Origin of the sequence: Methylobacter sp. (assembly GCF_023227905.1) — a bacterium.
Classification (GTDB): Bacteria; Pseudomonadota; Gammaproteobacteria; order Methylococcales; family Methylomonadaceae; genus Methylobacter_A.
Genome location: NZ_JALOCF010000037.1, coordinates 1 through 24,576 on the forward strand (window position 1 = coordinate 1; position 24,576 = coordinate 24,576).

The 24,576-nt window shown below is 46.7% G+C and carries 23 protein-coding genes; 12 read left to right on the forward strand and 11 right to left on the reverse strand.

Annotated features, from left to right (window positions below):
* Both M0R47_RS14380 and M0R47_RS14385 read left to right on the forward strand, forming a co-directional pair.
* Window positions 1-468: BON domain-containing protein (locus M0R47_RS14380; RefSeq protein ID WP_366513226.1), on the forward strand; the 468-nt coding region annotated here is incomplete at its 5' end.
* A gap of 837 nt (window positions 469-1,305) precedes the next feature.
* Window positions 1,306-1,650 (forward strand): hypothetical protein, encoded by a 345-nt coding sequence (locus M0R47_RS14385; protein WP_292556032.1) that lies wholly within the window; start codon window positions 1,306-1,308, stop codon window positions 1,648-1,650.
* Window positions 1,651-1,719: 69 nt separating this feature from the next.
* On the opposite strand, the gene M0R47_RS14390 is transcribed toward M0R47_RS14385, so the two are convergent.
* Complete coding sequence (locus M0R47_RS14390) at window positions 1,720-2,031, reverse strand: hypothetical protein (RefSeq protein WP_292556034.1); 312 nt, start codon at window positions 2,029-2,031, stop codon at window positions 1,720-1,722.
* A 353-nt stretch (window positions 2,032-2,384) separates the two neighbouring features.
* Between M0R47_RS14390 and M0R47_RS14395 the strand changes: the two genes are divergently transcribed.
* A complete protein-coding gene (locus M0R47_RS14395; RefSeq protein ID WP_292556035.1) occupies window positions 2,385-4,571 on the forward strand; it encodes a glycoside hydrolase family 3 N-terminal domain-containing protein in 2,187 nt (728 codons plus the stop codon).
* Between the two features lie 58 nt (window positions 4,572-4,629).
* The gene (gene fucP, locus M0R47_RS14400; RefSeq protein WP_292556037.1) at window positions 4,630-5,901 is read left to right on the forward strand and encodes an L-fucose:H+ symporter permease; all 1,272 of its coding nucleotides are present in this window, start codon (window positions 4,630-4,632) and stop codon (window positions 5,899-5,901) included.
* A gap of 23 nt (window positions 5,902-5,924) precedes the next feature.
* Here fucP and pyk read toward each other — a convergent pair whose 3' ends face one another.
* From pyk to queG, 4 genes are all read right to left on the reverse strand, one after another.
* Window positions 5,925-7,379 carry a pyruvate kinase gene (gene pyk / locus M0R47_RS14405; protein WP_292556039.1) on the reverse strand — a complete coding sequence of 485 codons (1,455 nt, stop codon included), beginning with the start codon at window positions 7,377-7,379 and terminating at the stop codon, window positions 5,925-5,927.
* A gap of 80 nt (window positions 7,380-7,459) precedes the next feature.
* Entirely contained in the window at window positions 7,460-8,119 is a 660-nt protein-coding gene (locus tag M0R47_RS14410) for a TlpA family protein disulfide reductase (RefSeq protein ID WP_292556041.1), read from the reverse strand.
* 64 nt (window positions 8,120-8,183) lie between these two features.
* On the reverse strand, window positions 8,184-8,783 hold the full coding sequence (locus M0R47_RS14415; protein WP_292556043.1) for a DUF4124 domain-containing protein: 600 nt from the start codon (window positions 8,781-8,783) through the stop codon (window positions 8,184-8,186).
* A gap of 113 nt (window positions 8,784-8,896) precedes the next feature.
* Window positions 8,897-9,973 carry a tRNA epoxyqueuosine(34) reductase QueG gene (queG, locus tag M0R47_RS14420; RefSeq protein ID WP_292556045.1) on the reverse strand — a complete coding sequence of 359 codons (1,077 nt, stop codon included), beginning with the start codon at window positions 9,971-9,973 and terminating at the stop codon, window positions 8,897-8,899.
* Window positions 9,974-10,175: 202 nt separating this feature from the next.
* Here queG and M0R47_RS14425 point away from each other — a divergent pair, with 202 nt between their 5' ends.
* The 5 genes from M0R47_RS14425 (at window position 10,176) to miaA (ending at window position 16,402) form a co-directional block, all read left to right on the forward strand.
* Entirely contained in the window at window positions 10,176-11,642 is a 1,467-nt protein-coding gene (locus tag M0R47_RS14425) for an NAD(P)H-hydrate dehydratase (RefSeq protein ID WP_292556047.1), read from the forward strand.
* A complete protein-coding gene (tsaE, locus tag M0R47_RS14430; protein ID WP_292556049.1) occupies window positions 11,642-12,049 on the forward strand; it encodes a tRNA (adenosine(37)-N6)-threonylcarbamoyltransferase complex ATPase subunit type 1 TsaE in 408 nt (135 codons plus the stop codon). Before M0R47_RS14425 ends, tsaE begins: the two co-directional genes overlap by 1 nt.
* 94 nt (window positions 12,050-12,143) lie before the next feature.
* The gene (locus M0R47_RS14435) at window positions 12,144-13,439 is read left to right on the forward strand and encodes an N-acetylmuramoyl-L-alanine amidase (protein ID WP_292556051.1); all 1,296 of its coding nucleotides are present in this window, start codon (window positions 12,144-12,146) and stop codon (window positions 13,437-13,439) included.
* A 101-nt stretch (window positions 13,440-13,540) separates the two neighbouring features.
* Window positions 13,541-15,388 carry a DNA mismatch repair endonuclease MutL gene (mutL, locus tag M0R47_RS14440; RefSeq protein ID WP_292556053.1) on the forward strand — a complete coding sequence of 616 codons (1,848 nt, stop codon included), beginning with the start codon at window positions 13,541-13,543 and terminating at the stop codon, window positions 15,386-15,388.
* 60 nt (window positions 15,389-15,448) lie between these two features.
* Entirely contained in the window at window positions 15,449-16,402 is a 954-nt protein-coding gene (gene miaA / locus M0R47_RS14445; RefSeq protein ID WP_292556055.1) for a tRNA (adenosine(37)-N6)-dimethylallyltransferase MiaA, read from the forward strand.
* A 469-nt stretch (window positions 16,403-16,871) separates the two neighbouring features.
* Here the strand turns inward: miaA and M0R47_RS14450 are convergent, their stop codons facing one another.
* The 4 genes from M0R47_RS14450 to M0R47_RS14465 all read right to left on the reverse strand — a co-directional run bounded on the left by M0R47_RS14450 (window position 16,872) and on the right by M0R47_RS14465 (window position 19,800).
* A complete protein-coding gene (locus M0R47_RS14450) occupies window positions 16,872-17,081 on the reverse strand; it encodes a cold-shock protein (RefSeq protein WP_104424840.1) in 210 nt (69 codons plus the stop codon).
* Window positions 17,082-17,353: 272 nt separating this feature from the next.
* Entirely contained in the window at window positions 17,354-17,842 is a 489-nt protein-coding gene (locus M0R47_RS14455; protein ID WP_292556058.1) for a flavin reductase family protein, read from the reverse strand.
* A gap of 148 nt (window positions 17,843-17,990) precedes the next feature.
* On the reverse strand, window positions 17,991-18,926 hold the full coding sequence (locus tag M0R47_RS14460) for an OmpA family protein (protein WP_292556060.1): 936 nt from the start codon (window positions 18,924-18,926) through the stop codon (window positions 17,991-17,993).
* A 61-nt stretch (window positions 18,927-18,987) separates the two neighbouring features.
* Entirely contained in the window at window positions 18,988-19,800 is an 813-nt protein-coding gene (locus M0R47_RS14465) for a MotA/TolQ/ExbB proton channel family protein (RefSeq protein ID WP_292556062.1), read from the reverse strand.
* A gap of 198 nt (window positions 19,801-19,998) precedes the next feature.
* Between M0R47_RS14465 and M0R47_RS14470 the strand changes: the two genes are divergently transcribed.
* Window positions 19,999-20,643, forward strand: coding sequence for a response regulator (locus M0R47_RS14470; protein ID WP_292556064.1), 645 nt, complete (start codon window positions 19,999-20,001; stop codon window positions 20,641-20,643).
* Window positions 20,644-20,730: 87 nt separating this feature from the next.
* Here M0R47_RS14470 and M0R47_RS14475 read toward each other — a convergent pair whose 3' ends face one another.
* Both M0R47_RS14475 and M0R47_RS14480 read right to left on the reverse strand, forming a co-directional pair.
* The gene (locus tag M0R47_RS14475) at window positions 20,731-21,648 is read right to left on the reverse strand and encodes an NAD(P)-dependent methylenetetrahydromethanopterin dehydrogenase (RefSeq protein WP_292556066.1); all 918 of its coding nucleotides are present in this window, start codon (window positions 21,646-21,648) and stop codon (window positions 20,731-20,733) included.
* Window positions 21,649-21,691: 43 nt separating this feature from the next.
* Entirely contained in the window at window positions 21,692-22,600 is a 909-nt protein-coding gene (locus M0R47_RS14480) for an NADP-dependent methylenetetrahydromethanopterin/methylenetetrahydrofolate dehydrogenase (RefSeq protein WP_292556068.1), read from the reverse strand.
* Window positions 22,601-22,767: 167 nt separating this feature from the next.
* Here M0R47_RS14480 and M0R47_RS14485 point away from each other — a divergent pair, with 167 nt between their 5' ends.
* Entirely contained in the window at window positions 22,768-23,376 is a 609-nt protein-coding gene (locus M0R47_RS14485; protein WP_292556070.1) for a 5-formyltetrahydrofolate cyclo-ligase, read from the forward strand.
* Window positions 23,376-24,518, forward strand: a complete 1,143-nt coding sequence (locus M0R47_RS14490) for a carboxynorspermidine decarboxylase (protein WP_292556072.1) — start codon at window positions 23,376-23,378, stop codon at window positions 24,516-24,518. The genes M0R47_RS14485 and M0R47_RS14490 overlap by 1 nt, the downstream gene beginning before the upstream one ends.
* The last annotated feature ends 58 nt before the right edge of the window (window positions 24,519-24,576 follow it).

The window sequence follows — 24,576 nt, forward strand, 5'->3', positions numbered from 1 at the left end:
TCACCGATGAAACTACCCCATGAAGCCCCGTCAACCGGATTAGCCCGTCACGTGCTTGGCATCGCCTGTTTATCCGCTGCTGTCGGGCTGGCCGGCTGCGACCAGCAAAAAGACACGGCCGAACGGGCCGAAGAGAAAGTCGAGCGCGCGGCGGAGACGGCCGAGCAAAAGATCGACCAGGCGAAAGACCAGGCCCAGCAGGAGATTGGCGCCGCCCAGGAATCGGCGACCGGAGAGGCGGTCGACGATGCGGCGATTACCGCCAGGATAAAGGCGGCGATGCTGACAGACCCCCTGCTTAAGGGCTCGAATATTGAGGTGACCACGGTCAACGGCGTCGTGACGCTGCGCGGCACCGTCAATGAAGAGCCGGACATTGCCCGGGCCATAGAAGTGGCCAAGACCCAGTTGGATGTTAAATCGGTTCAAAACAGTCTGGTTGTCAAAGTTATGCCGGATAAAATGTAACTCTATGAATGGATGGCCCAGCCTTCACAGCTTCGTGGAGGCTGGGTTGTTTTGATTCAAGAAATCACGGTAGTCTTTTCTATGCAGTGCGAAAAGTACGAAAATACCTGTCACCCTATGGATGAATAGCTGTGTAATATGTCGTGGTCAAGTTTTTTCGGACAGCAAAATGGGTTGTTCATCTGCCATTTTCCGTTCATAGCCATATCGCAAGCTGCTCTTCTTGGGGATTGTATAGTCTCGCCGCCAAACGAGCCCCATTTTCAGATTCAGGAAGGTGCCTTTACGGCTCATGCTGCTTTGCAACGCATAGCGATTCAGTTAATCCCGATAGTCCTGGTTGGCATATTGGCTGCCACTGAGTACATTTCAGTTCTCGCGCAAAGAAGGCGGAAGCCTTTTTAAACTATTGTTATCCCGCCGTAATTGACGAACTTCAGCTTCCAGTTGGTGAATTCGCCGCTGGTCGGCAGTAAGCGCCTTACCAACGGCAGGCTGTCCTGTTTGTTCGACCCTGACCTGTTTTTAACCAACGACGCACAGCGGTTTCATCCAGACTCATGTCCAGGCAAAACTGGCTAATACTCAGGTCTTGGTTTTTAATCATGTGTACCACTTGCAACTTGAAGTTGCCATCAAACGTTCGACGATTTTGATTTATTGCTGGATTCCCCTTGCTTTGGTTGAGTTATTTTATCAACCTACCAGCTGTCCGTTTTTATTAGACCACTACATGCTGGTTCCCAATCTGGAGATTGGGAACCAGCACAAATCAGTGTAAGATCGTTCCCACTCCAAAGAACGAACAATAAAAATAATACCAAAAGAGAAAAATTGATGAATAACATAACAACCACAGCAAGCGAAGAATCAGCAAAAACGCTTACCACAGTCATTTATGCCTTGTATGCTGCGTCTTATTTTGTAGGCGTCACAGCTATCGTGGCAATCGTGATGAATTATGTCAAAAGGGATGACGTGGTCGGAACATTTTTGGAGAGCCATTTTCGGTGGCAAATCAGGACTTTCTGGTTTGGGATGCTTTGGGGTGTGCTGGGAGCAATCACGATGATGTTCATTATCGGGTGGTTTGTGCTTATTGCTAACGGCATCTGGATCATTTACCGCATAGTCAAGGGCTGGCTGCGCCTTAATGACTGCAAGCCAATGTATACGGCCTGAAAACACCGGCCGCGTACGGCTGGTGTTTCAAGGATTTAAGATGCAACGGTCACAAACGGAATACGGGCGCTATTGCTTTTTCTTGCTTTTAACGCTTTTTTGCACTTTTTTATCGGGGCATGGTTGTTTTGCTTCCGTTTCTGGAACAGCAAATTTTTGTTTAAAGTCCTCTTCACAGATTTTTAACGCAGCATGATCTTGAGCTTCTTGCACACAGCTTAAATTTCTTTGGGCGGTTTGCACCTTTTCCAGAACAATTGCTATTTGGCGCTCTTTATCGGCATTAAACGTTGCCGGATCGGTATCTGCAACGGCCACCGCGGGAACCAGTAAAAAAACGCTATAAGCTACGGTTAATAAGATAGAATTCTTGGGTTTCACGGCTCCTCCTCAAGGGGCTGGTTAATGAGTGAAATGTTCAGTGCCACTTTCTAATCAAAAAACTACGCTGCAACAGAATACATGTCAAATGATTAATTCTTTCAGAGTAAAGTCTACCTTGCCTCTCCTGTATTTCTAATCTGGAGAGCGTTAAACAGCGCATCCTCGCAATCAGATCAACAATGTTTTTGTAGAAAAATTACGGTGCAGCTTAAAATACGGGCGGGGTCTGACTTGATGCGTAAACATATGCCGTAAGCTGAATCGTAAACAACCAACACATGAAGAGTATTAATTTGCAAACCTTACCTGTTATTTTAATTATCATGCTATCTGTGATGGCAGGGCGCTCTGTGAGTGCACAAGAAACCAACAAGACAATAGAAAATAAAGTTAAGCATCTGCTGTCCCAAATGACGCTTGAGGAAAAAGTAGGGCAGATGACTCAGGTTGACTTCACGGTGATCGGCGTTCCAAAGGAGCAAAACGCAGAGGATCAGATCGATCCGGCCAAGTTGGAAGATGCGGTAATAAACCATCATGTCGGCTCCATTCTTAATACGCCTTTTACGCCCGATAATAAGTCGCAGTCGATTGAGATATGGCGGAAAATGATGCGCACCGTGCAAGATGCGGCGGCAAGGACGCGCCTGAAAATTCCGGTGATTTACGGGATTGACGCCATTCACGGCGCAACTTACACGCAAAACTCAGTGTTGTTTCCGCAGGCCATTAGCATGGCGGCGACATTCAATCCGGAATTGGCTTTCAAGGAAGGCGAAATCACCGCAAGGGAAGTCCGGGCTTCCGGCCAGCAATGGAACTTTTCAACGGTCATGGATATCGGCAGACAACCGCTCTGGCCGCGCTTGTGGGAAACTTTCGGCGAAGATGTGCATTTGGCGACGGTAATGGGCACGTCCTATATCAAAGGTCATCAGGGCGATGATTTCTCAGCTGCCGATAAAGCGCCCACCTGCCTGAAACACTATGTCGGTTACAGCTACCCGCTTAACGGCAAAGACCGGACACCGGCCTGGCTTGGCGAAAGAACACTCCGCGAATATTTCCTGCCGACGTTTGAAGCGGGCATAAAAGCCGGATCGCCGACGGTGATGGTTAATTCGTCCGAAGTTGACGGTATTCCGGGTCATGCCAATCATCACTATCTGACCACGATTTTACGCAAAGAACTGGGCTTTAAGGGCATTGCCGTGTCCGACTGGGCGGACATCGAGCGTCTTTATACTCGTGACAAGATGGCCTCTAGCCCAAAAGAAGCGGTAAAAATTGCGGTGATGGCCGGCATCGATATGAGCATGGTGCCGTTCGATTTTTCTTTTTATGATTTGCTGATCGAGTTGGTCAAATCCCGCGAAGTGCCGATGTCCCGAATCGATGAAGCGGTGTCCCGGATACTGAAAGTCAAGTATCAGGCCGGGTTATTCGATCCCAAACCGCTGTTGGAGGTTGAAGGCAATTTTGCTACGGCGGACGCGATAGAAACCAATCGGCAAGCTGCACGGGAATCGATTGTTCTTGCCAAAAACGACCATAACACATTGCCGTTAAAAAAGGACGCCAATATCCTGGTAACCGGGCCTACCGCCAACTTGTTGAGCGTGATGAACGGCGGCTGGACTATTACATGGCAAGGTTTTGCTGAGGAACTATATCCTCAGCAAAAATTGACCGTCCTGGAAGCCATACAGGAGAAGTCGACCGGCCAAGTGACTTATGTGGGTGGCGGTTCTTTTGATGCACCTATCGATATTCAAAAGGTTGTCGATGAAGCCAAAAATCACGACGTTATCCTGCTCAGTCTGGGCGAGCATACCTATACCGAAACCCCGGGTAATATTGAGACGCTGAATCTTGATCAAGCTCAGGTCGATCTTGCCAATGCCGCGCTTGCGACTGGGAAGCCGGTGGTCTTGCTGACCTTGGGAGGCCGTCCGCGCATTATCACGTCAATTGCAGAACGGGCTTCGGGCGTTATTTTGGGTTTCTTGCCGGGCATGGAGGGCGGCGAGGCCATCGCCGACATTTTGTACGGCGACTACAACCCCAACGGCAAACTGCCGATTACCTATCCGAGAAATACCAACGGGATTACCCCGTACGATTACAAACCGATCGAATCGTTTGAACAGAACAGTTATAACCCGCTGTATCCGTTTGGGCATGGCTTGAGCTATACCACTTTCGAAACCAACGGCTTGAAAATCGAAAAAGACAAAATCAGCATGGGTAAAAATATCAAGGTCACCGTTAATGTCAAAAACACCGGTACGTTAAAAGGCAAGGAAGCTGTACTGCTTTATATCAATGACGTGGCGGCGTCGGTGACTCGGCCCAACAAGCAACTCAAAGCCTTTAAGAAAGTCGAGCTGAATCCGGGGCAAGCCGAGAGTTTAAGTTTTACCTTAACGCCGCATGATCTGTCGTTTATTGGCGTTGATCTGAAGCGCATTGTGGAACCAGGGGATTTTAAGGTGATGGTGGGCAATGAAACAGTTAGCTTTACGTTGAGGAAATGACGTTTAAGCCAGGAGATTGAAAGTTCTTTTATGTTTTTAATCTGACATCGATAAATTTATGATCAATACAGCCGATTCGACAAGCGGTTCTAAATCCTATTTAGGTTCGTTAACAATATTAACCTCGCTGTTTTTTATCTGGGGTTTCATAACTTGTTTGAATGATATTTTGATCCCGCATTTGAAATCGGTGTTTACGCTGAATTACACCGAGGCCATGTTTATTCAGTTTTGCTTTTTTGCCGCCTATTTTGTCGTTTCCATTCCCAGCGGCTATTGGGTCGAAAAAATCGGTTACAAGAGCGGTATCATCGCCGGGTTAAGCATCGCGGGTTTTGGCTGTCTGCTGTTTTATCCGGCCGCAAGCGCGCATTCTTATCCGTTATTTCTGGCGGCTTTTTTTGTGCTGGCCTCAGGAATCACCGTGTTGCAGGTCGCTGCAAATCCGTATGTCACCATCCTAGGTAATCCGGAAACCGCTTCCAGCCGGTTAACCATGACCCAGGCGTTTAACTCGCTGGGTACGACTATCGCCCCTTATTTCGGTGCGCTATTTATCCTTGGCACTGCCGTTAAAGCGGCTGATGAAGTCAAGCTGCTGAATGCCGACGAATTATCGGCTTACCAAGCGGCTCAAGCGGCTGCCGTGCAGACGCCTTATTTGCTGCTTGCCGCGATTTTGTTTTTTATTGCGGTCGTTTTTGCGTTGATCAAATTGCCAAAAGTTGAAGCTTCCAAAGCCCGGGATTTGGGTGGTGAAGATGATGATGCTCATGATAGCGCCTGGGATTACAAGCATCTGGTACTCGGCGCAATCGGCATTTTTGTTTATGTTGGCGGCGAAGTGTCCATCGGCAGTTTTTTGATCAATTTTCTGGGTGAGCCTGCCATTGCCGGATTGGCGAAACAAGAGGCTGGAAAATATGTGTCGCTTTATTGGGGCGGGGCTATGGTCGGACGGTTTATCGGTTCGGCAGTCATGCAGAAAATCCAGCCCGGAAAGATGCTAGCCTTTAACGCGGTAATGGCGGCGGCGTTGGTTTTAATGGCCATGCTCGGCAGCGGTCATATTGCGACGTGGGCGATTCTTGCGGTCGGCTTGTTTAACTCGATCATGTTTCCAACCATTTTTTCGCTCGCGGTTAGCGGCCTGGGCAAGCATACCGGTCAGGGATCGGGGATTTTATGCTCCGCCATTGTCGGCGGCGCTATTCTTCCCGTTGTCCAAGGAGCCTTTGCTGACTGGGCCGGCATTCAACAAGCCTTTTTTATCCCGGTTCTTTGCTATGCCTACATTGCTTATTATGGATGGCAAGGGCACAGGCTATAGGCGAACCGGCGAAGCGTAGACCATTAAAGCGTCATCATGGTGATTGTCGGCGAGCTCAGCTGGTCGTCTTGATGAAAGCCCCGAACAACAATGACATTATCGCCCTCGTTTGCAAGTCCGGCTTCAATTGCATGATGACGAGCCAGTTTGTTGGGATGGGCATGGCCTGTATCCTCGGCATAGACCGGTATAACCCCCCAATATAGATTCATTCGTTGGCAAACCCATTTGTTGGCACTGATGGCTATCAGCGGTGCAGCAGGCCGTGCGGAACTCAATGTAACCACGGACATGCCGCCGCTGGTAATGCTGACGATGGCTTTTGCATTCAGGTCAAAGCAGAGCTGCGCAGTTGCGTCGGCTACCGCAACGCCAAACGGCAGGGGGTTTTGGTCGTTGTACCGGCGCACCATTTTACCGAAAACATCCTGTTCCCTCATGAACGCCTCGGTTTGATTGATGACCCGGGACATCATATCAACCGCTTCAACCGGAAAATTTCCGGACGCGGTTTCGCCCGACAACATCACTGCATCGGTAGAAGAATAAACTGCGTTGGAAACATCGGTCACTTCGGCGCGCGTGGGCCTGGAGTTTTCTATCATGGATTCGAGCATTTGGGTAGCGACGATAACCGGCTTATTCAGTGCTCTTGCGCTTTTGATAAGCTGGTGTTGGGCAATCGGTACATCTTCGGGGTTCAGCTCTACGCCCAGATCGCCTCTGGCAACCATGATCGCATCGGAGGCGCTAATAATTTCCTGGCTGTTGAGCAAGGCTTCCGGTTTTTCAATTTTGGCAATGATATGGGTATCGTAACCGCTTGAGTTAATCAGCTGGCGCAGATCGGTAATGTCTTCGGCCTTTCTTACGAAGGACAGTGCCAGATAATCAACGCCCAAATCCAATGCAAATAAGGCATCCGCCCGGTCTTTATCGGTTAATGAGGGGCAGGATACATTAACGCCGGGCAGGTTGATGCCTTTGTTATTTTTTAGCTCGCCGCCGTGAATGACCTCGCAAGTAATGTCGTGAGCCTCTTTTTTAAGCACTTTGATTTCGAGTTTGCCATCGTCGAACAGAATCCGATCCCCCGCGGTGACGTCGTCAACCAGGGCTTGATACTGGCACGGAATAAGGTTGTCATCGCCAAGAATATCGCGGGTTGTTACCACAACCTGGTCGCCCTTGTTGATGATAATGCTGCCGTTTACAAATTTCCCGGCTCTGATTTTTGGGCCGCAAAGATCGGCAAAAATGGTGATGTGCTGACTCGATGCTTCAGCCGACTGCCTGATTATCCGGTACAGCTTTTGATGGCTCTCGTGTTCGCCATGAGACATGTTCAGCCTGAAAACATCCACCCCGGCTTTAATAAGATCAGAGATAACCTCATGGCTATTCGAAGCAGGGCCCAGCGTGGCAATGATCTTTGTTTTGCGGCTGGAGAGATGGGGTATGTTGACATGGATAGGCATTTTATAAATCCTTTATGGCTGTCTATTAATTAATTCCAGCGTAGGTTAGTTTGCCTCGCCGAACCTGTTTAAACCGTTTTTTATTCCTGTAATAAACTCTGTATCTGTGCTTCTAATTTGGGATAAGGGCCAATTGCACAATCCCTGAGCACGCCTTGTTTATCGACCAGAATATGCGAAGGAGTGCCTTTTAAGTCGAAAAGCTCAAAAGTTTCTGCGTGATAATCCAGAGACTGAAGATAATTCAGTACTTGCTGCCTGATCTGTTGTTGATGCGCTTTGGGCTGCCGATCAAAATCGGGAATACGGTTTTGTATGAAGTCTGCAATCTCGTTATCGGTCACCTCGCCGCGATGCCTGACCAGACGGTCCATCGCTAGCGGGAAAGGAATTTGATAGGGCAGGCGGCCTGCGTTTAACTTGCCTTGCTGGCTGAGTACCCGTAATGTTTCGCCGACGACCTCGCCATGCGCAGCCAGTCGGGTTAGGTTTTCAAGATTGTTTTTATCAAAATCCTCAAACGCGGTAGCGACACCCAATATCGTTAAACCGTGCTCCGAGTATTTTCGGTGCAAGTCTACCGCCTGAGGCAATGCATATAAAAAACAGCCCGGGCAATTTACCTGGAATACTTCGACCAGTACAACTCGGCCTAATAATTGATCAAAATTTACCTCCGTTCCCTGAACCCAATCGGAAATGGATAATAGTGGGGCTTTTTGGCCGGGTTGCGCTTTCATATATTCGATATTGATAAAGGGTTATTGAAGTGACGATCTAAGGCTTTTGGCAGCAAGTGATGTTTTACGGCGCTTCTTTTAATGGATGGATAAATTTTTTAGGGGGAGGATTGGCATATCTGGCTTCTCCCGGCTTTATTTCGGTTTGCGGGGGAGCTTTAATGGTTCTTTCTTTAATAATAGTATGGTGCCGTTGAGGCGCTATGGGCGGATAAGCAGGGTATGATTGAGGAACAGGGGGCAATGGATAAGCCGGATAGTAAGGCGGAAATTGATATTGCAGGTATGGCGGCATGTTTTGACGCTCCAGTGCATCGGCCTGCCGCTTTGCTTCAATGGCTTGCTGTTGCTGATATTCAGCGCTTTTTTTCAAGGCCTCGACAGACGCTTTTCTGTCCAGTTCGGCTTGATGCTCCTTTTCGGCCTTGAGTCTTTCCGCTTCGCGCTGGGTAAAATCCTCTTTCCAGGCTTTTAGCTTGGCTTCTTCTTCGGCCACTTTACGCGGATCAATCTTTTGAATCTCAATGGTTTTTTGTTTTACGGAAGATTTGCATGGCGTGGATTGATAAACCGTTTTGCCCGATTTCAAATGGCATTTAAAAACCTCAGCAGCTTGGGCAGATGCAGTGAATAGGGTCAATAGAATAAAAAATATTTTTTTCATGATTGAATACCTAATCAGTGTACGTTAAAAGAATGATACAAATAATCCCGATTATTTAGCAAGATTGGGGAACTTACTTACCTTATGTGTACTGTGTGCGCTTTTCGGTTATTTCAAACAGCACTACTGTGTTGAGCCAAGGCCCAACGCACATGCTCCCTGACCATGTCGGAGTCATGATCAAGCATCGGCTTTAGGGCTTCGATAATAATCGCTGATGGAGGTGCATTACCCAAAGCCACGGCAATATTCCTCAGCCAGCGCTGATGTCCGATTCTGCGTATCGCCGAGCCTTCGGTTTTTGCCAGAAATTCCGTTTCAGTCCAGGCAAATACTTCAAGCAATTGTCGGGTGTTAAGCCGATGTCTGGGATGGAAATCCTGCTCGCCGCTTGGCTTGGAAAAACGGTTCCACGGGCAGATGATCTGGCAGTCGTCGCAGCCATAAATGCGGTTGCCGATCAGCGGCCGTAAATCTTCAGGTATTGAGCCGTGCAGTTCGATGGTCAGGTAAGATACGCAGCGCCTGGCATCAACCTGATAAGGCGCAACAATTGCCTGGGTTGGGCAAATATCCAGGCAGGCGCGGCACTGGCCGCAATGCGCTGTGGCTGGACTATCGACCGGTAGCGGCAGGTTGGTGAATAGTTCGCCCAAAAAGAACCATGATCCGGCTTTACGGTTAATGACATTCGAATGCTTGCCTATCCAGCCCAACCCGGCTTTTTCGGCCAGGGCTTTTTCCAGAACCGGAGCGCTATCGACAAAAGCCCGCATGGACTCGGGATGGTGAAAGCCGATTTCCGCTTGAATTTTATCGGCCAGTTTTTGCAGGCGGTTGCGCATCAGTTTGTGATAATCGCGGCCCAGCGCATAGCGGGAAATATAGGCGGAAGCCGGATCATCCAGTTGTTGCTGCATCGTAGCAGTGGCTTCCGTCTGGTAATCCATGCGCACGGAAATAATGCGTACGGTGCCCGGGTGCAATAGCTCGGGTCTACTGCGTTTTAGGCCGTGGCGCTGCATGTAGTCCATTTCACCGTGGAAGTTATTGTTCAGCCAGCGGTGCAGATGCGCTTCCGCTTCCGGCAAATCGGCATCGGTGATGCCGATCTGTTGAAAGCCCAGCTCTTGCCCCCATTGTTTAATTTGCGAGGCGAGGGCGGCCATTGTTTGACTGTTTATGTCCATAACTGATGACAAGGATATAATGCGCTTATAAAAGATGGCTCTGCACGAAGGATAAAAAAGACGAAGGACGAAAGGCAAAGGGCAACAAACACCTTTTACCCTTTCCTTTCGTCTATTTTATCAGTGTTGATCCGTTAAATCCGTATCATCTGTGTTCTATTTTTACTGCTGAGTGCTTAGAAAATAACATCGTCACAATACCATGCAAAATTTACCAATAAAACTCTATCGTGCGGCACAGGTCAGGGAATTGGATCGAATCGCCATACAAGAACGCGGCATCCCGGGATTTGAATTAATGAGCCGGGCCGGGCATGAAGTTTTCCAGCGCCTTAAAAAACAATGGCCGCATGCCCGCTCTGTAGCTGTTTTTTGCGGCTCAGGCAATAACGCGGGCGATGGCTATATTATTGCCAGGTTGGCATTGGATACGGGGCTGAAAGTTTGCGTTTATGCGGTTTCAGAACCCGAAAAACTCAACGGCGACGCCGCGTTGCTCGCTTATCGTAAATACAGTGAAGCTCATGGAACGGTTGTACCGTTTCAGAATGAGCAGACGATTAATGCCGACGTGCTGGTTGACGCATTGCTGGGTACCGGTTTGGATAGGCCGGTAACCGGGCTTTACGCCGAAGCAATACAAGTCATCAATGCTCATCCAGCCCCTGTCGTTGCAGTGGATATTCCATCCGGTTTAAACGCCGATACCGGCAATGCGATGGGCTGCGCGGTAAACGCCATTTGCACGGTTACGTTTATCGGGTTAAAACAAGGCCTGTTCACCGGGCAGGCGGCTGAGTATTGCGGAGAGATATATTATGCGCAATTGGGCGTGCCTGATGATGTGTTTGCCGGCCTTGAAGCCACGGCGACACGGGTTGTCAAAGTGCCGTTGCCGCGTCGACACCGCTATGCCCATAAAGGCAACTGCGGACATGTGCTGATCGTAGGCGGTGAGCTTGGCTACTCGGGTGCTGCCATAATGGCGGGAGAGGCGGCTTTACGCGTGGGTTCAGGCTTGGTCAGCATTGCAACGCGGGCTGAGCATGCGGGGCTTTTGAACCTGAATAGACCTGAATTGATGTGCCATGGCGTAGAAACTCCAGAGCAGTTATCAGCGTTGTTGGACAAGGTCGATGCTGTTGTTGTCGGGCCGGGGTTAAGGCAGACCGACTGGGCGAAAGCGTTATTTCATGCCGCGATAAGCGCTGGAAAACCGACGGTGGTCGATGCAGACGGTTTGAATCTTTTAGCCGCTGCACCGACAGCAAAGCCGTACTGGATTGTAACGCCGCACCCAGGCGAAGCGGCCCGGCTATTGAACTGTGCCACAGCCGCCATACAACACGACCGATTTGCAGCGGCTTTGTCTCTTCAGGCGAATTACGGCGGTGTTGCCGTTCTTAAAGGAGCCGGAACGTTAATTGCCTCCGAACGTCAGCTCGCTGTTTCCAATACCGGTAATCCCGGCATGGCATCCGGCGGCATGGGGGATGTCTTGTCCGGCGTGATTGCCGGTTTGTTGGCCCAAGGTTTATCTTTGCGGGTTGCGGCGCAACAAGGGGTTTACCTTCACGGACTGGCGGCCGACTTGGCCGCAGAAAAAGACGGAGAAAGAGGTTTACTGGCCAGCGATTTAATGCCTTATCTCAGACAATTGGTAAATTAATGAAGACATATCTACAAGACACAAAAGCAACAGAGCAATTCGGTGCAAAACTCTGGGCGGAATTGCCATCAAAATGCCTGATATTCTTGCATGGCGACTTAGGCGCAGGAAAAACAACGCTGGTCAGAGGTTTACTCAGGGCGGCAGGTTACACAGGCTCGGTTAAAAGCCCGACCTATACGCTGGTGGAAGAATATACGGTAGGCGATCGCAAGATCTTCCATTTTGACTTGTACCGGGTCGCAGATCCAGAAGAGCTTGAATGGATAGGAATAAGAGATTATTTCGACCAGGATTGCATCTGTTTTATCGAGTGGCCGGATATGGGCAAGGGCTTTTTGCCTGAGCCGGATAAGGTTATCTCTTTGGTTGTGGATGGATCTGGCAGGTCAATAGAGTACGTATGATTACCTATAGTTAAAAAATAGTTCTAACTGCCGTAGAAAAACAAATACATACTGCTATAATCTCATCTAGATTGTCACTTTGTGAGTTAGGTCGATGGGAAGATACTGGAAGGTCTTGTTTGTTATTGGGTTGCAGTTATTGGCTGTGCCCGTTTATGCGGAGCAGATCAATATCAGTGCATTGCGTTATTGGAATACGCCTGATCAAACTCAAATGCTGTTTGATGTAACATCCGCGCCTGAACACCGGGTTTTCTTGATGAAGAACCCGTCGCGGTTAGTGATTGATATGCGCAATACCAATATAAAGCAGGCATTAAGCCAGCCGGCACCCTCTCACCCGCTGTTCTCCCAAGTACGCGTTGCGCCAAAAAATAAAAACGAGATAAGGATTGTCGTTGACTTAAAAAAGGATATTAATCCCAGAAACACGTCTTTAAGAACCAATAGCATGAATGGCCATCGCTTGGTTATCGAATTGTTAGACAAAGCGCCGGGCACATCTGTGAAAGTTGCAAAAAAGCCGGAAATTAAAACCACTGAAGATAAAACGACTCTTGTCAAAACGGCTAGCAAAGCTATTGCGGAAAAAACGGTTAAAGGATTCCAAAAGACAGTAACAAAAAACAGCGTAACCAATCCGGTTGAACCGACCAAAGTTGCCAAACGAAGTAAAGACATCGTTGTTGCGGTTGATGCGGGGCACGGTGGCGATGATCCTGGTGCGCATGGGCAAAATGGTACCGAGGAAAAAAAGGTTACGCTTGCGATTGCCAAAAAACTTGCAGATTTAATCAATAAACAACCCGGCATGAAGGCTGTATTGGTCCGCAAAGGCGACTATTTCGTGGATCTTAGAAAAAGAATGCAAATCGCCAGGGCGGCCAAGGCCGATTTGTTTATCTCAATTCATGCTGATGCCTTTCAGAATTCAACAGTCAAAGGCGCTTCGGTGTTTACCTTGTCCAACAAAGGTGCAACCAGTGAGGCCGCGCGATGGCTGGCGAACAGTGAGAACGCATCAGACCTGGTTGGCGGCGTCAGTCTTAATGACAAAGAAGATGTGCTAGCTTCAGTATTGCTGGATTTGTCACAGACCGCTACACAAGATGCCAGTGTGAAAGTTGCCAGGAAGGTATTGAAAAATTTCGAAGATATCGGTGAGTTGCACTATGCCTCAGTGCAGAAAGCCGGGTTTCTGGTATTGAAGTCGCCGGATGTGCCGTCTATTTTGGTGGAAACGGCATTTATCTCTAATCCATCGGAAGAGCTTAAGTTAGTCAATACCGCACACCAATTGAAAATAGCCGACGCTATCTTTAATGGCGTGCGCAGTTATTTCAGTAAAGACATTGTTGCAGAAAGCAATGTCGCGGCTTTAGAAATGTAAGGGCTGGAGTTAAAGTTAAGGTGCTATTGTCGCAAGCTATAAGTAAAGTGTGAATAATTAGCCCAGTCATATAAAATACGTTCTTTGCTTTAGGCATGCTGATGCGTATTCATTCACTCCCCATTCAACTTGTTAACCAGATCGCCGCGGGCGAAGTGGTCGAAAGACCCTCGTCCGTGGTTAAAGAGCTGGTTGAAAACTGCTTTGATGCGGGAGCCAGTCAAGTCAATATCGAGATAGAGCAAGGCGGCGCAAGGATGATTAAAATCCGGGATAACGGCTGCGGTATCGTCAAAGAAGATTTGCCTCTGGCCTTGTCCCGGCATGCGACCAGTAAGATTGCCAGCTTGAAAGATCTTGAGCAGGTGGTCAGCATGGGTTTTCGAGGTGAAGCCTTGCCCAGTATCAGTTCCGTTTCAAGGCTTACGCTGATTTCACGGATTAGCAACGCCGATTGCGCTTGGCGCGTTAACGCTGACGGTTCAGAGCAGGATTTTGATCCGCAGCCTGACCCGCATCCTCAAGGTACCACGGTTGATGTGCGCGACCTGTTTTACAACACCCCCGCCAGACGCAAGTTTTTAAAAACTGAAAAAACCGAATTTGCCCATATAGAAACCTTGATTCAGCGTATGGCGCTGAGCCGTTTTGATATCGGTTTTACTCTTTCGCACAACCAAAAGGAAATGCTCAATCTGAAGCCTGCTGCAACGGATAGCGAGCAAGAGCGAAGAATTGCCGGTATTTGCGGCTCTTCTTTTATCGAAAATTCAGTAAAAATCGATTTTGCAGCGTCGGACCTGCATTTAAGTGGTTGGGTTGGGTTGCCGACCTTTTCCCGCAGCCAGCAGGATATGCAGTTCTTCTATGTCAATGGCAGGTTGGTCAAGGATAAGCTGGTTTCTCATGCCGTTAAACAGGCTTATCAGGATGTGTTGTTTCATGGGCGGCATCCGGTTTTTGTTTTATACCTGACGCTCGATCCCACACTGGTTGATGTCAATGCACATCCGGCAAAGCTTGAAGTCAGGTTCAGGGAAGGCCGTCTGGTGCATGATTTCCTGTTTTCTGCCTTGCACCGGTCGCTTGCTGATTTAAGGCCGGGACGCAACGCAATCCAGCAAGCGGTGTCTGAACCATCGCTGCAAACACAATCTGATTTGGATGCCAAGCCAAACAATGCAGGCTGGCTAATCGATAGTGTAAGCCAACAATCATTAATGCCCGGCTTTGGTGAAAAGATAGTCTACAGTCCAAGGCCGCCGCAGCAAGCCTCATTGCCTATGCAGGTAGAAGAATCCATGCAAGCTTATGCTTCGCTGTATCCAAAGCCTGAGCCTGTAGTGCAACCGATGCAATCGGAAGCAAAGCCCTTGGGTCACGCCATTGCGCATCTGCACAATATCTACATCCTGTCCGAAACGCCTACCGGGATCATTCTGGTCGATGCTCATGCGGCGCACGAACGGATTACCTATGAGCGATTAAAACAGCAATATCAAAACGGCGCAGTGCCCAGTCAGCCCTTATTGCTGCCGATTAAAATAAAAGTCAGTGCGGCGGAAGCGGATTTAGCCGAACAGGAGCATGAATTTTTCAATACTTTGGGTTTTGAAATCAACCGTTCCGGCCCGGAAACTATTGTCCTCCGCTCTATACCCATCTTATTGAATAATATCGATATGGAAACCCTGATTCGCGATGTGCTGGCCGACATTACCGAGCACGGCATGAGTCAGCGGATACAGGAAAAATCCAATGAAATATTAGCCACGGTAGCCTGTCATAGTGCCGTCCGTGCGCATCGCCGTTTGACTATTGACGAAATGAACGCGTTGTTGCGGGATATGGAACAGACCGAAAGAATAGGGCAGTGCAATCATGGCAGACCCACTTGGGTAGAATTGTCGACTAATGATCTCGATAAATTCTTTTTGCGCGGTCAATAAATTTACATTCTTAGATGCGATCTTCTGGATATTCGCCTTTACATTAAGACATTCAAAACTATGCAAGATAAGCCCAAGCCTCACGCCATTTTTCTGATGGGGCCTACCGCCTCAGGAAAAACCGCTCTTTCCGTGCAGCTCGCCCAAGCGCTCAACGGCGAAATCATCAGCGTTGATTCAGCGCTTGTGTTTAAAGGCATGGACATAGGCACTGCCAAACCCACGCAGGAAGAAAGAGGCGGTATTCCGCATCATTTAATAGATATACTCGATCCTGCCGAATCATTTTCTACCGGAAAGTTCAGGAGGCAGGCACTAAATATAATGGGCGACATAACCAGTCGGGGGAAAATTCCGATACTAGTCGGCGGTACCATGCTGTATTTTAATGCCTTGAATAGTGGTCTTGCTAAATTGCCGGAAGCCGACGCCGACATCAGAGCCAAACTCGATCAAGACTTGGAGAAGTTGGGCAAAGAAGCTTTGCACCAAAGGCTTGCTAAGGTAGATCCCGAATCGGCGGCGAGAATTCACTCCAATGATCCGCAACGTATACAGCGCGCCCTGGAAGTCTACGAAATCAGCGGTAAGCCGTTAACTTCTTTTTTCATCGAAGCTCAGGCGCAAGATATTCCTTACCAACGAATAAAGCTGATTATCGCTCCGCAAGATCGCGCCATTTTGCATGACATCATCGCTCGGCGCTTCAAGCAAATGCTGGAACAGGGCTTTATTGACGAAGTGGTGGCGCTGTATCAGCGTGGTGATCTGACTGAAAAAATGCCCTCGGTCAGAGCTGTAGGTTACCGACAAGCTTGGTCTTATCTGCAAGGTGAATATGATCTTGAAACAATGATCGAAAAAGCCATTGTTGCCACCCGGCAACTGGCCAAACGCCAGTTTACCTGGTTGCGCAGGGAAGTTGATGCAGCAAGCTTTCAAACTGGACAAAAGGATTTGTTAGCAAAAGTACTAGAGACAGTTAATGATGAGTTGTCGAACGTAAGTATATAGAGCGGCCTTGTGATGGTTACTAAGTTCTATTGTTTATAAATCTAAGGAGACATCTTAGCGATAATGAAGCGCTGGATATTTGAAAAGAATTTAATCTGATTAGTCGAATTCATAAAATCCATGTACAAGACCGAATATAAATTACTTTCATGGTGTATTTATTGATAGCTCTGAGAAATGGAAATAGAGATATCTAAAAAACAAGGAGAGAGGCGTTTTATCAAAACGTTAGTGTACTTAACGGCTTCAGATAAAGAAATACAGAAAGTATGCGGCAGATATACAGCAGAGGTATTATGCTTGGAGATGAGGCTAGCGGCTCAAATGCAATAAATTTTCCATTTGAAAAGGCTTCTTATAAGGTAGTCGCGTATTTCATGGGATTACTATTTTAATCCATGACCTCGAGACTAAATACGAACTTGACCCAAAAGCCAATCAACTTCCGGGTCAAGTTTTTATGAGTTTGTTACGCTGGGGTTACATTCTCGGCTTGTGGACCTTTTTGGCCTTGTGTTACTTCCATGGTAACTTTTTGGCCTTCCCTTAAGGTCTTGCGACCGGTGCCGTTAATTGCACTATGGTGAACAAAAACATCTTTGCCACCTTCTTGTTCAATAAATCCAAAACCTTTTTCATCATTGAACCATTTAACGGTACCTACAACTTGCTCTGACATATCACACTCTTACTTAAAAAATTCGCCAATTTTTGTTGGCGTTACAAATCCCAGCTTCAAAATAAAGCCGGCTCAAACTTTAATTACGTCAGATAATAGCATTAAGATGTGAGCAGAGCAAAATATTTTAACTAGGTTCAAAGATAATTCTGTAGTGGTTAAGATGCTAATATCAAAAAAGCCTTAACCGAGGGAGAACTATTTCAAAACTTATGCCGATTTATTGATTCAGTATGCAATGTGAAAGGCGTCAAGTTAACTTTAGTCAGGAATTATGGCTGAATCAGAAGTTGCTGGTAAGCGCCTTGAAAATATAAAAGAGGAACACCTGCTCGACAGACGCTCTCTTGTACTTCACCTATTATAATCCAATGGGTACCGGCAAAAACTTTATCTATGACTTTACATTCCAGGGACATGATGCTGTTGTCTAGTATAGGGATATCTGTAATGCCCATTGTCCATGGTGTATTTTCAAACCGTTGTTGTTGACTGCTGCCGCCGGCAAATTGGTTAGAAACATCTTGTTGAGTTGCACTTAAAACATTAACAGCGAAGCGCTGGCTCTCTTGAATTCCCATGCCGGTGTCAGCAGACTCATTAATACAAACCAATACTTGTGGTGGATTAATCGAAACGCTTGAGAATGCGGTCACTGTCATCCCCTGAAGACCGAATTTCTCAGAATGAGTCGTAACAACGGTGACACCGCTGGCCCATAGTTGCATAGCTTTTTTAAATTCATCAACAGCAACAGTCATTAATTTCCCCGATCATTTATTATTCAAAGATGTCGCCTCTTTTGACTATAAAGGCAAAAGTAAACGGTTGTTAAGGCTTTATAATACAGCACCGGCACATGCTTGTTAAATAATCGGAGAGATGGCTTCAAGATAATAATTAAAATTATTATTCTGAGAATTTTATTAAAATATTAACGCGCCGATTTTTTTCTCTTCCTTCCGGCGTTGAGTTGTCGGCAATGGGCATGGTGTCGGCGTAAGTGATGGCACGCAAGCGGTTACTGTCCAGTTGTTGCAGGACCAGGAAATGTAGAACGCTGGTGGCTCTTAAAGCGCCCAGCTCCCAGTTAGAAGGGAACTGGGCTGTCTTGATGGGGATGTTGTCTGTATGCCCTTCAATCAGAATTAAGCCTACCGATTGTTTTAATAAAGGTATAAGGCGCTTTATCAAGGCTCCGCCGGAAGCAGTCAGGTCTGCTTCTGAGGATTTAAACAATACGTTATCCTGAATTTCAAGCTGCGCGTAGCCTTGGGCAACTTTTATATTGACGGTTTTATCAAGACCAAATTCAGCAACTGTTTTCGTTAGTTGTTGTTGCAGTTCGTTTTCTTCTATTGAATTGACGGCAGTTTGTTTGCTGTCAATTGATTTGGCGATGGAGTCTGTTGTGGTTTCAGGCGTAACTTTATTTTCCGGCGCCGTGGCAAGTGCAGGAAGAATGCTATTGTTTTCAATAGAACCGGTTTTGGCGTTAGATATGTCGGGGTTGATCTTAGCTTTATTTTCAGTAGGTACAATTTCTTGTACATGTTCATCTTTAACAACCGGAGAAGGGGCAGTTGCAACGGCAGATGTGGCTACAGGCAAGCATGTTGCGGCAGGATTTTTCTTTGCTTTAACTGCTTGTGGTTTATCAGCGTCTGCTTGATGCTCCGTATTTATATTGCTTATTGTAATCAATGTGATCACCAGCATGACGATAAGCACAAATACATCCAGATAAGTTAGTAGCCAGTTTTGTGAGTTGCGAGTGCTTGGTTGGGCCAGTAAATCCTCTAAAGACTGAGACGACTGTAACTTTAAAAATGGATGTTTATTCATTTGCAATATGTAATCAGATTATTGAAGACGCATCAGGCGGATTGATAAGTGCGTGAGTTCTTTAGTCTTTTAATTCATTGTCATAGTGCATAATGAATGATTTGAGTGTTTCTCTTACAAATGACGGACTACGGCGATCTGCTATTAGCGTAATGCCCTCCATGACCATGCTCATTATCATAATGCGTTGTTCGGTGCGTCTCTCTAATTTTATAGCAATAGGATTAAAGATAAGGTTGGCCATGATGAGGCCGTAAAATGTTGTGATCAAGGCGGTTCCCATGCTGTAACTAATGCCTGCAATATCTTTAAGCTCAATGATTTGTAACATGTTCATCATGGCAATCAGGGTGCCAAGCATGCCGAATGCAGGGGAGTAAGCGGCTAGGCTATAAAAAATATTGGCTTCGGCTTTTTCTTTGGCTCTCAAGCGGGCAATGCGCCATTTAAGTAGCGATAAAATATCTTCAATCGGCGTATGGTCTACGACAAGCTGAAAGCCGGTTTTTAAATACGGGTTGTTGATGGTCTCGATAATATTTTCAATGGCGTGCTTGTCCTTGTTAAACCACATCCTGGAAACTGCAATAATTTCGTCGGCTTCCTTTTGAGGATTTAAGCTTTCATAAAAGAAAATGAGCTTAAGCGATTTCAGGCTATGTTTAATGTCTCTTAAGGGATAGCTCAAAAAAATAGCGGCCGCCGTGCCGCCAATAACAATCACAAGTCCTGTCAAATTGATAAAAGACGATGGATCATTTGCAGCAAATATAATAATGAAAATGAATAGTATGATGCTTAGCAAAATACCTAAGGCTGTTGAATAATTAATTTTTCTAGGGAATTTTCTTATTAATGATTTGCTGAATTTCATTTTGTAATAATATTGAATATGTTGATTATGCTGGCTGTAACGGCTTATTGTGCAACAAAATCATATTACATCAATAAAGGTAAATCTACTTATGTATAAACACGGATATAATGTATATTAGTAGTCTATTGAAAATAGAAATGTGAAAGTTTTTTGCAGTTGACGTTTTATAATTAACTGATAAAGGGATAAAAAGTTATGATTAGTGTTCTGCTTGTTGATGATCATGAGCTTGTTCGAACCGGGATTGAATCATTATTGAATGATGCTGATGATATTAAGGTTGTCGGTGTCGCTAAGTCGGGTGAAGAGGCTGTTGATGTGGTTGTCTCGCTGTCGCCGGATGTTGTGTTGATGGACATTAACATGCCTGGGATTGGTGGTGTAGAAGCCTGTCGCAGGATTCTGCAACAGGATGCTGAAGTAAAGATTATTGCTGTATCTGTTCACAATGACGGCCCTATCCCCCATCAATTGCTCAAGCTGGGCGTGTTGGGCTTTATTTCCAAGGGGTCGCCGGTGGATGAGATGGTTCATGCCATTCGGAAGGTCATGGAGGGTAAGCGTTATTTGTGTTCCGAAGTTGCTAATAATCTGGCTTTCCAAGGCTTGCCAGGAAGCAATGAGTCGCCGTTTGCATTGCTTTCTCAAAGAGAAGCGGAGGTTGTTACTTTAATTCTTCAGGGAAAAACCATCAAGGAAATGTCAGATATGTTGGTCTTGAGCGATAAGACAGTAAATACTTATCGCTACCGTCTTTACAACAAACTGCATATTAAAAATGACGTTGAATTAATCCGCCTGGCAATAAAATTCGGTTATATCGATAATGCCTTGATTTAGCCAGAAACGAGCTGTTCAGGTTTCCACAATCAATTGTGGAAACCTGAGGCGTGAACAGGATTTGAGTTCTCTGTTTGTTATTTTGATTTATACGGGATCGAACTGCATTTCTCTTGCTTTGTTAAATGCATATCTAAAGTCAATGAACAGCGGCTGCTCAGAGCCTAACATTGATTCCAGTAGTTCATGTTGCAGCTGAAACTTAACATTTCCAATAGCTAAAGCTCCAATACCTACTGCGCCTTGAGCATTGACTGCGTGGACGAGCGGGGTGCCGCAATCGTCGTTTTTGATGCCCTCTATACCGACAGGTGGCACGGCATTAACATCAGCAGCCACTTTAAGTTGAGTTGCCTCTTTTAGTACCCCGGCACTTAAAACTTGAATGCCCGCTTTTGCGGTGCAAAAAATAATGTCGGTATTGGCGACCAGTCGGCTCTTATCTGCTTCAGAATTAGCTAAAGCTCCTTTGAGGATGCAATTAAAGCGACGGTTATAAGCTTTAGCAACATCCAAAGCTGTATCAATTGACAAGTGATCGGTCAATGTCACGTCAGCGCCGGCTAATGAGGCAATAATGCCCGTGGCTATACCAACAGGGCCAGTGCCGCCAAAAATCATAACTGAACAATCTTTCAGTTCTTTGTTGTGCTTTGCTTTTAGCTCTTTCTCCGCGCAAGTCACTAGTGCCGCAGCCGTGGTAAAAGCTCCGCTGGGGTCGGCAAAAACCGAGACTTCAAAAGGCGAAACCATGGCTTGCTTGCTGGTGTTCAGCATATCCATGGCTAAGCCTAAGTCGCGGCCGCCAATAAAAATTCCGGTGCGCTTGACGCCCGACGGACTGCGGGAGAAAGTAGCATCCTGAGTCAGTCCATAAACGCTATCCAGCTTGACGTTGTTATACGGAATAAGCACGTCAAACCCCGCATCCAATGCCATGTTAATATCGAATGGACTATTGTTCGGCATGGGGTCAAGCATATGAAGAATGCTACGTTTCGCCATTAGAGCTCCTTGTTGTTGTGCAGGTTAATCCAAAAATTTAGACTCAAGAGTTTGACTTAATATATTCTCTTGCGGTTTCAAAGGCATGCTCAAAATGCAGATAAACAGGTTTTTCGGAACTGAGCATCTTTTTTAATAACATGATTTGAGTCTGGTATTTAATGTTGCCAATTGCCATGGCGCCCAAACCGACTGCGCCGCTGTTTGAGCCTGCAATGGGCGTTCCGTTATGGAATGCATCAACACCCGCGATACCTGATGGCGGTACGGCATTTACATCGGCAGCCACTTTAAGTTGAGGAGCCGATGCGACAAGTTCTGCGCTTAATAGTTCAATGCCTGCGGCGCCGGTTGCAAAGACAACATCAGCTGTTTTGATATATTCTGCTTTATCTGCATCCGCGCCGGCTAGAATATTAATCTTGCCGTCGCCGAATTCATTGTTGCACATGTCGGCAATGGCTTGAGCTTTGTCCAATTGACGACCGATAAGCTTCACGTTTGCACCGCCTTGAGCGGCAATCACAGCGGCCACTTGGCCCACGGGGCCGGTTCCTCCCAGTACCAGAATATTTTTTCCTTCCAGCGTAGTATCAAACTTGGTTATTAATTCACGCTCAGCGGCAGCTACCATACCCGCCGCAGTGGTGAATGCACCGCTTGGGTCAGCGAAAACGGAAACTTGAAAAGGAGAAAACATTGAGCGTTTAGCGGTATTCAACATGTCCATTGCCTGTTTCGTATCGCGTCCGCCGATGAATATCCCGGTCCTTTTCAGGTTCTTAGAGCTACGAGAAAAAATGGCATCCTGCACCAAGCCTTGAACTTCGCTGGGTTCAACATTGATATAAGGCACTGCAGAAACCCAGCCCGCATCCAATGCCATATTGACATCAAACGGGCTAAGGTTTTTAGCAGTGGTTAGCATGTGTAAAATAAATGGCTTTTCCATGGTATCTCCTTTATGTATTTATCCAGCAAGTATAAAAGAAAATACCGCAGAATAAAAATGTCCTTGCCTATTTGCTTTTAAAGCAAAGACCAATCTGTGTATTATCAAGGCAATTTTATATTTCGGCATTGAGCAATGCATATTAATAATTTTATTGAGAGTTAAGCGTGAATGATCTGAAAAACCTGCAACGGCGCAAAGCCCTCGATGCACGTAATCGGCAAGCCGATAAGGATGTATTGAGTCGGATCATTTGCGATCAATTTATAGCTCAGTTGATTTACCGGCAAGCCCAAACCGTAATGTGGTATATCCACTGCCGCTCGGAAGTAAGAACTCAAACGGCCCTGTTAAACGAGTTGGCAACCGGCAAACATGTCGTCATCCCTTACTGCACGCAGGATGAGCGGGGGCATAATAAACTGGGGTTATGGCGGTTGGAAGATTTTTCCGAGCTGGTGCCGGGAATGTGGGGGATTTTAGAGCCGCCCCAACAGCGCTGGGGCAAGCCCGGAAAAGAAATCGCTCCTGAGCAACTCGATTGCATTATGGTGCCAGGCGTGGCTTTTGATCGAAACGGCGGACGCTTGGGGAATGGTGCGGGTTATTATGACCGCTTGTTTAAAAATGTCCGGGCCGACGCCACATTAATAGGTGTTTGTTTTGAGTCCCAGTTGGTTGAGCAAGTTGTTATGGATGCTCATGATGTAGCCATGGATTACGTTATAACAGAAAAAAATATTTACGCCGGTAAAGGACGGAGGTTTTCTAGCTGATGGATTTTCTGGTATTAAAAGACAGTGTTTATTCGTCGCCTGCTTTTGTTTTGGATGAGACGGAAATCACCAGGCAGCTGGAAATTCTTGCCGAGCTGAGATCTCAATGCGGCTGCAAGGTTCTGTATTCGATTAAGTCATTACCTTTTTCCGCAGTCATGCAGATGGCGAATCCTTTTGTTGATGGATTTTCGGTTAGCTCCTTGTTTGAAGCGCGGCTGGCCGATGAAATTCTGGCAGGACAGGGCAGCATTCATTTGACCACGCCCGGCATAAGGCCCGATGAACTGAATGAACTAAGCTCGCTGTGTTCGCATATCAGTTTCAATTCCTTAACGCAGTATAACCAGCATTCCGAAGCGGCCCAAGCACAGGCCTCAATCGGTTTAAGAGTTAACCCCAAGCTATCCTTTCTGCCAGACGATCGATTTAACCCCTGTCGGCAGCATTCAAAGTTGGGTATCGATATTGAGGAATTAAGCAAGTCTATTTGTCTTGATCAAATCGAAGGGTTGCATGTCCATAATGTTTTCTCGGCAACCGACTTTACCCCGCTAATTAAAACCGTCGATAAATTCCAACAGTTGTTGGGAGTGGGGTTGGCTGAGCTTGAATGGTTGAATCTGGGTGGTGGCTATTTGTTTGGTCAAATTGAAGATCATCGCCCGTTTGTAGACCTGGTCAAGAAGCTGAAACATGATTATGGTCTTGAGGTTTATATTGAACCGGGCAAGGCAGTCGTAGGCCGAGCCGGGTATTTAGTGGCGACGGTGCTTGATATTTTTGTCAGTGACGGTGAAACCGTTGCCATACTGGACACCTCGGTTAACCATAATCCCGAAGTGTTTGAATATCAGCGCCAGCCTGAATTGCACGAGCATGATCCTGAGGGGCAATGCACTGCTATTTTGGCAGGCTGTACCTGTTTGGCCGGCGATGTATTCGGTAAATATCGTTTTACGGAACCTTTGCAAGTAGGGGATAAAGTGGTTTTTAAGCATGTTGGCGCTTACACATTGATCAAGGCGAACCGGTTTAATGGTTACAATCTGCCGGATATATACCTGAGCAATCCGCTACGAGTGAAAAAAATGAAGCATTACGATTATCAAAGTTTCCGCTTGCAATGGCTGGCTGATTAAGGTTCAGGGTAGGCGAGTGACTTGAGTGGTTCATCACTCATTAAGGCATCAACCTGTA

Bases quoted from the DNA above. Each gene is read 5' to 3' on its own strand.
- M0R47_RS14385 (WP_292556032.1), top strand. From the start codon at position 1,306: ATGAATAACATAACAACCACAGCAAGCGAAGAATCAGCAAAAACGCTT.
- fucP (WP_292556037.1), top strand. From the start codon at position 4,630: ATGATCAATACAGCCGATTCGACAAGCGGTTCTAAATCCTATTTAGGT.
- pyk (WP_292556039.1), bottom strand. From the start codon at position 7,379: ATGCCTATCCATGTCAACATACCCCATCTCTCCAGCCGCAAAACAAAG.
- M0R47_RS14410 (WP_292556041.1), bottom strand. From the start codon at position 8,119: ATGAAAGCGCAACCCGGCCAAAAAGCCCCACTATTATCCATTTCCGAT.
- M0R47_RS14415 (WP_292556043.1), bottom strand. From the start codon at position 8,783: ATGAAAAAAATATTTTTTATTCTATTGACCCTATTCACTGCATCTGCC.
- queG (WP_292556045.1), bottom strand. From the start codon at position 9,973: ATGGACATAAACAGTCAAACAATGGCCGCCCTCGCCTCGCAAATTAAA.
- M0R47_RS14425 (WP_292556047.1), top strand. From the start codon at position 10,176: ATGCAAAATTTACCAATAAAACTCTATCGTGCGGCACAGGTCAGGGAA.
- tsaE (WP_292556049.1), top strand. From the start codon at position 11,642: ATGAAGACATATCTACAAGACACAAAAGCAACAGAGCAATTCGGTGCA.
- M0R47_RS14435 (WP_292556051.1), top strand. From the start codon at position 12,144: ATGGGAAGATACTGGAAGGTCTTGTTTGTTATTGGGTTGCAGTTATTG.
- mutL (WP_292556053.1), top strand. From the start codon at position 13,541: ATGCGTATTCATTCACTCCCCATTCAACTTGTTAACCAGATCGCCGCG.
- miaA (WP_292556055.1), top strand. From the start codon at position 15,449: ATGCAAGATAAGCCCAAGCCTCACGCCATTTTTCTGATGGGGCCTACC.
- M0R47_RS14450 (WP_104424840.1), bottom strand. From the start codon at position 17,081: ATGTCAGAGCAAGTTGTAGGTACCGTTAAATGGTTCAATGATGAAAAA.
- M0R47_RS14455 (WP_292556058.1), bottom strand. From the start codon at position 17,842: ATGACTGTTGCTGTTGATGAATTTAAAAAAGCTATGCAACTATGGGCC.
- M0R47_RS14460 (WP_292556060.1), bottom strand. From the start codon at position 18,926: ATGAATAAACATCCATTTTTAAAGTTACAGTCGTCTCAGTCTTTAGAG.
- M0R47_RS14465 (WP_292556062.1), bottom strand. From the start codon at position 19,800: ATGAAATTCAGCAAATCATTAATAAGAAAATTCCCTAGAAAAATTAAT.
- M0R47_RS14470 (WP_292556064.1), top strand. From the start codon at position 19,999: ATGATTAGTGTTCTGCTTGTTGATGATCATGAGCTTGTTCGAACCGGG.
- M0R47_RS14475 (WP_292556066.1), bottom strand. From the start codon at position 21,648: ATGGCGAAACGTAGCATTCTTCATATGCTTGACCCCATGCCGAACAAT.
- M0R47_RS14480 (WP_292556068.1), bottom strand. From the start codon at position 22,600: ATGGAAAAGCCATTTATTTTACACATGCTAACCACTGCTAAAAACCTT.
- M0R47_RS14490 (WP_292556072.1), top strand. From the start codon at position 23,376: ATGGATTTTCTGGTATTAAAAGACAGTGTTTATTCGTCGCCTGCTTTT.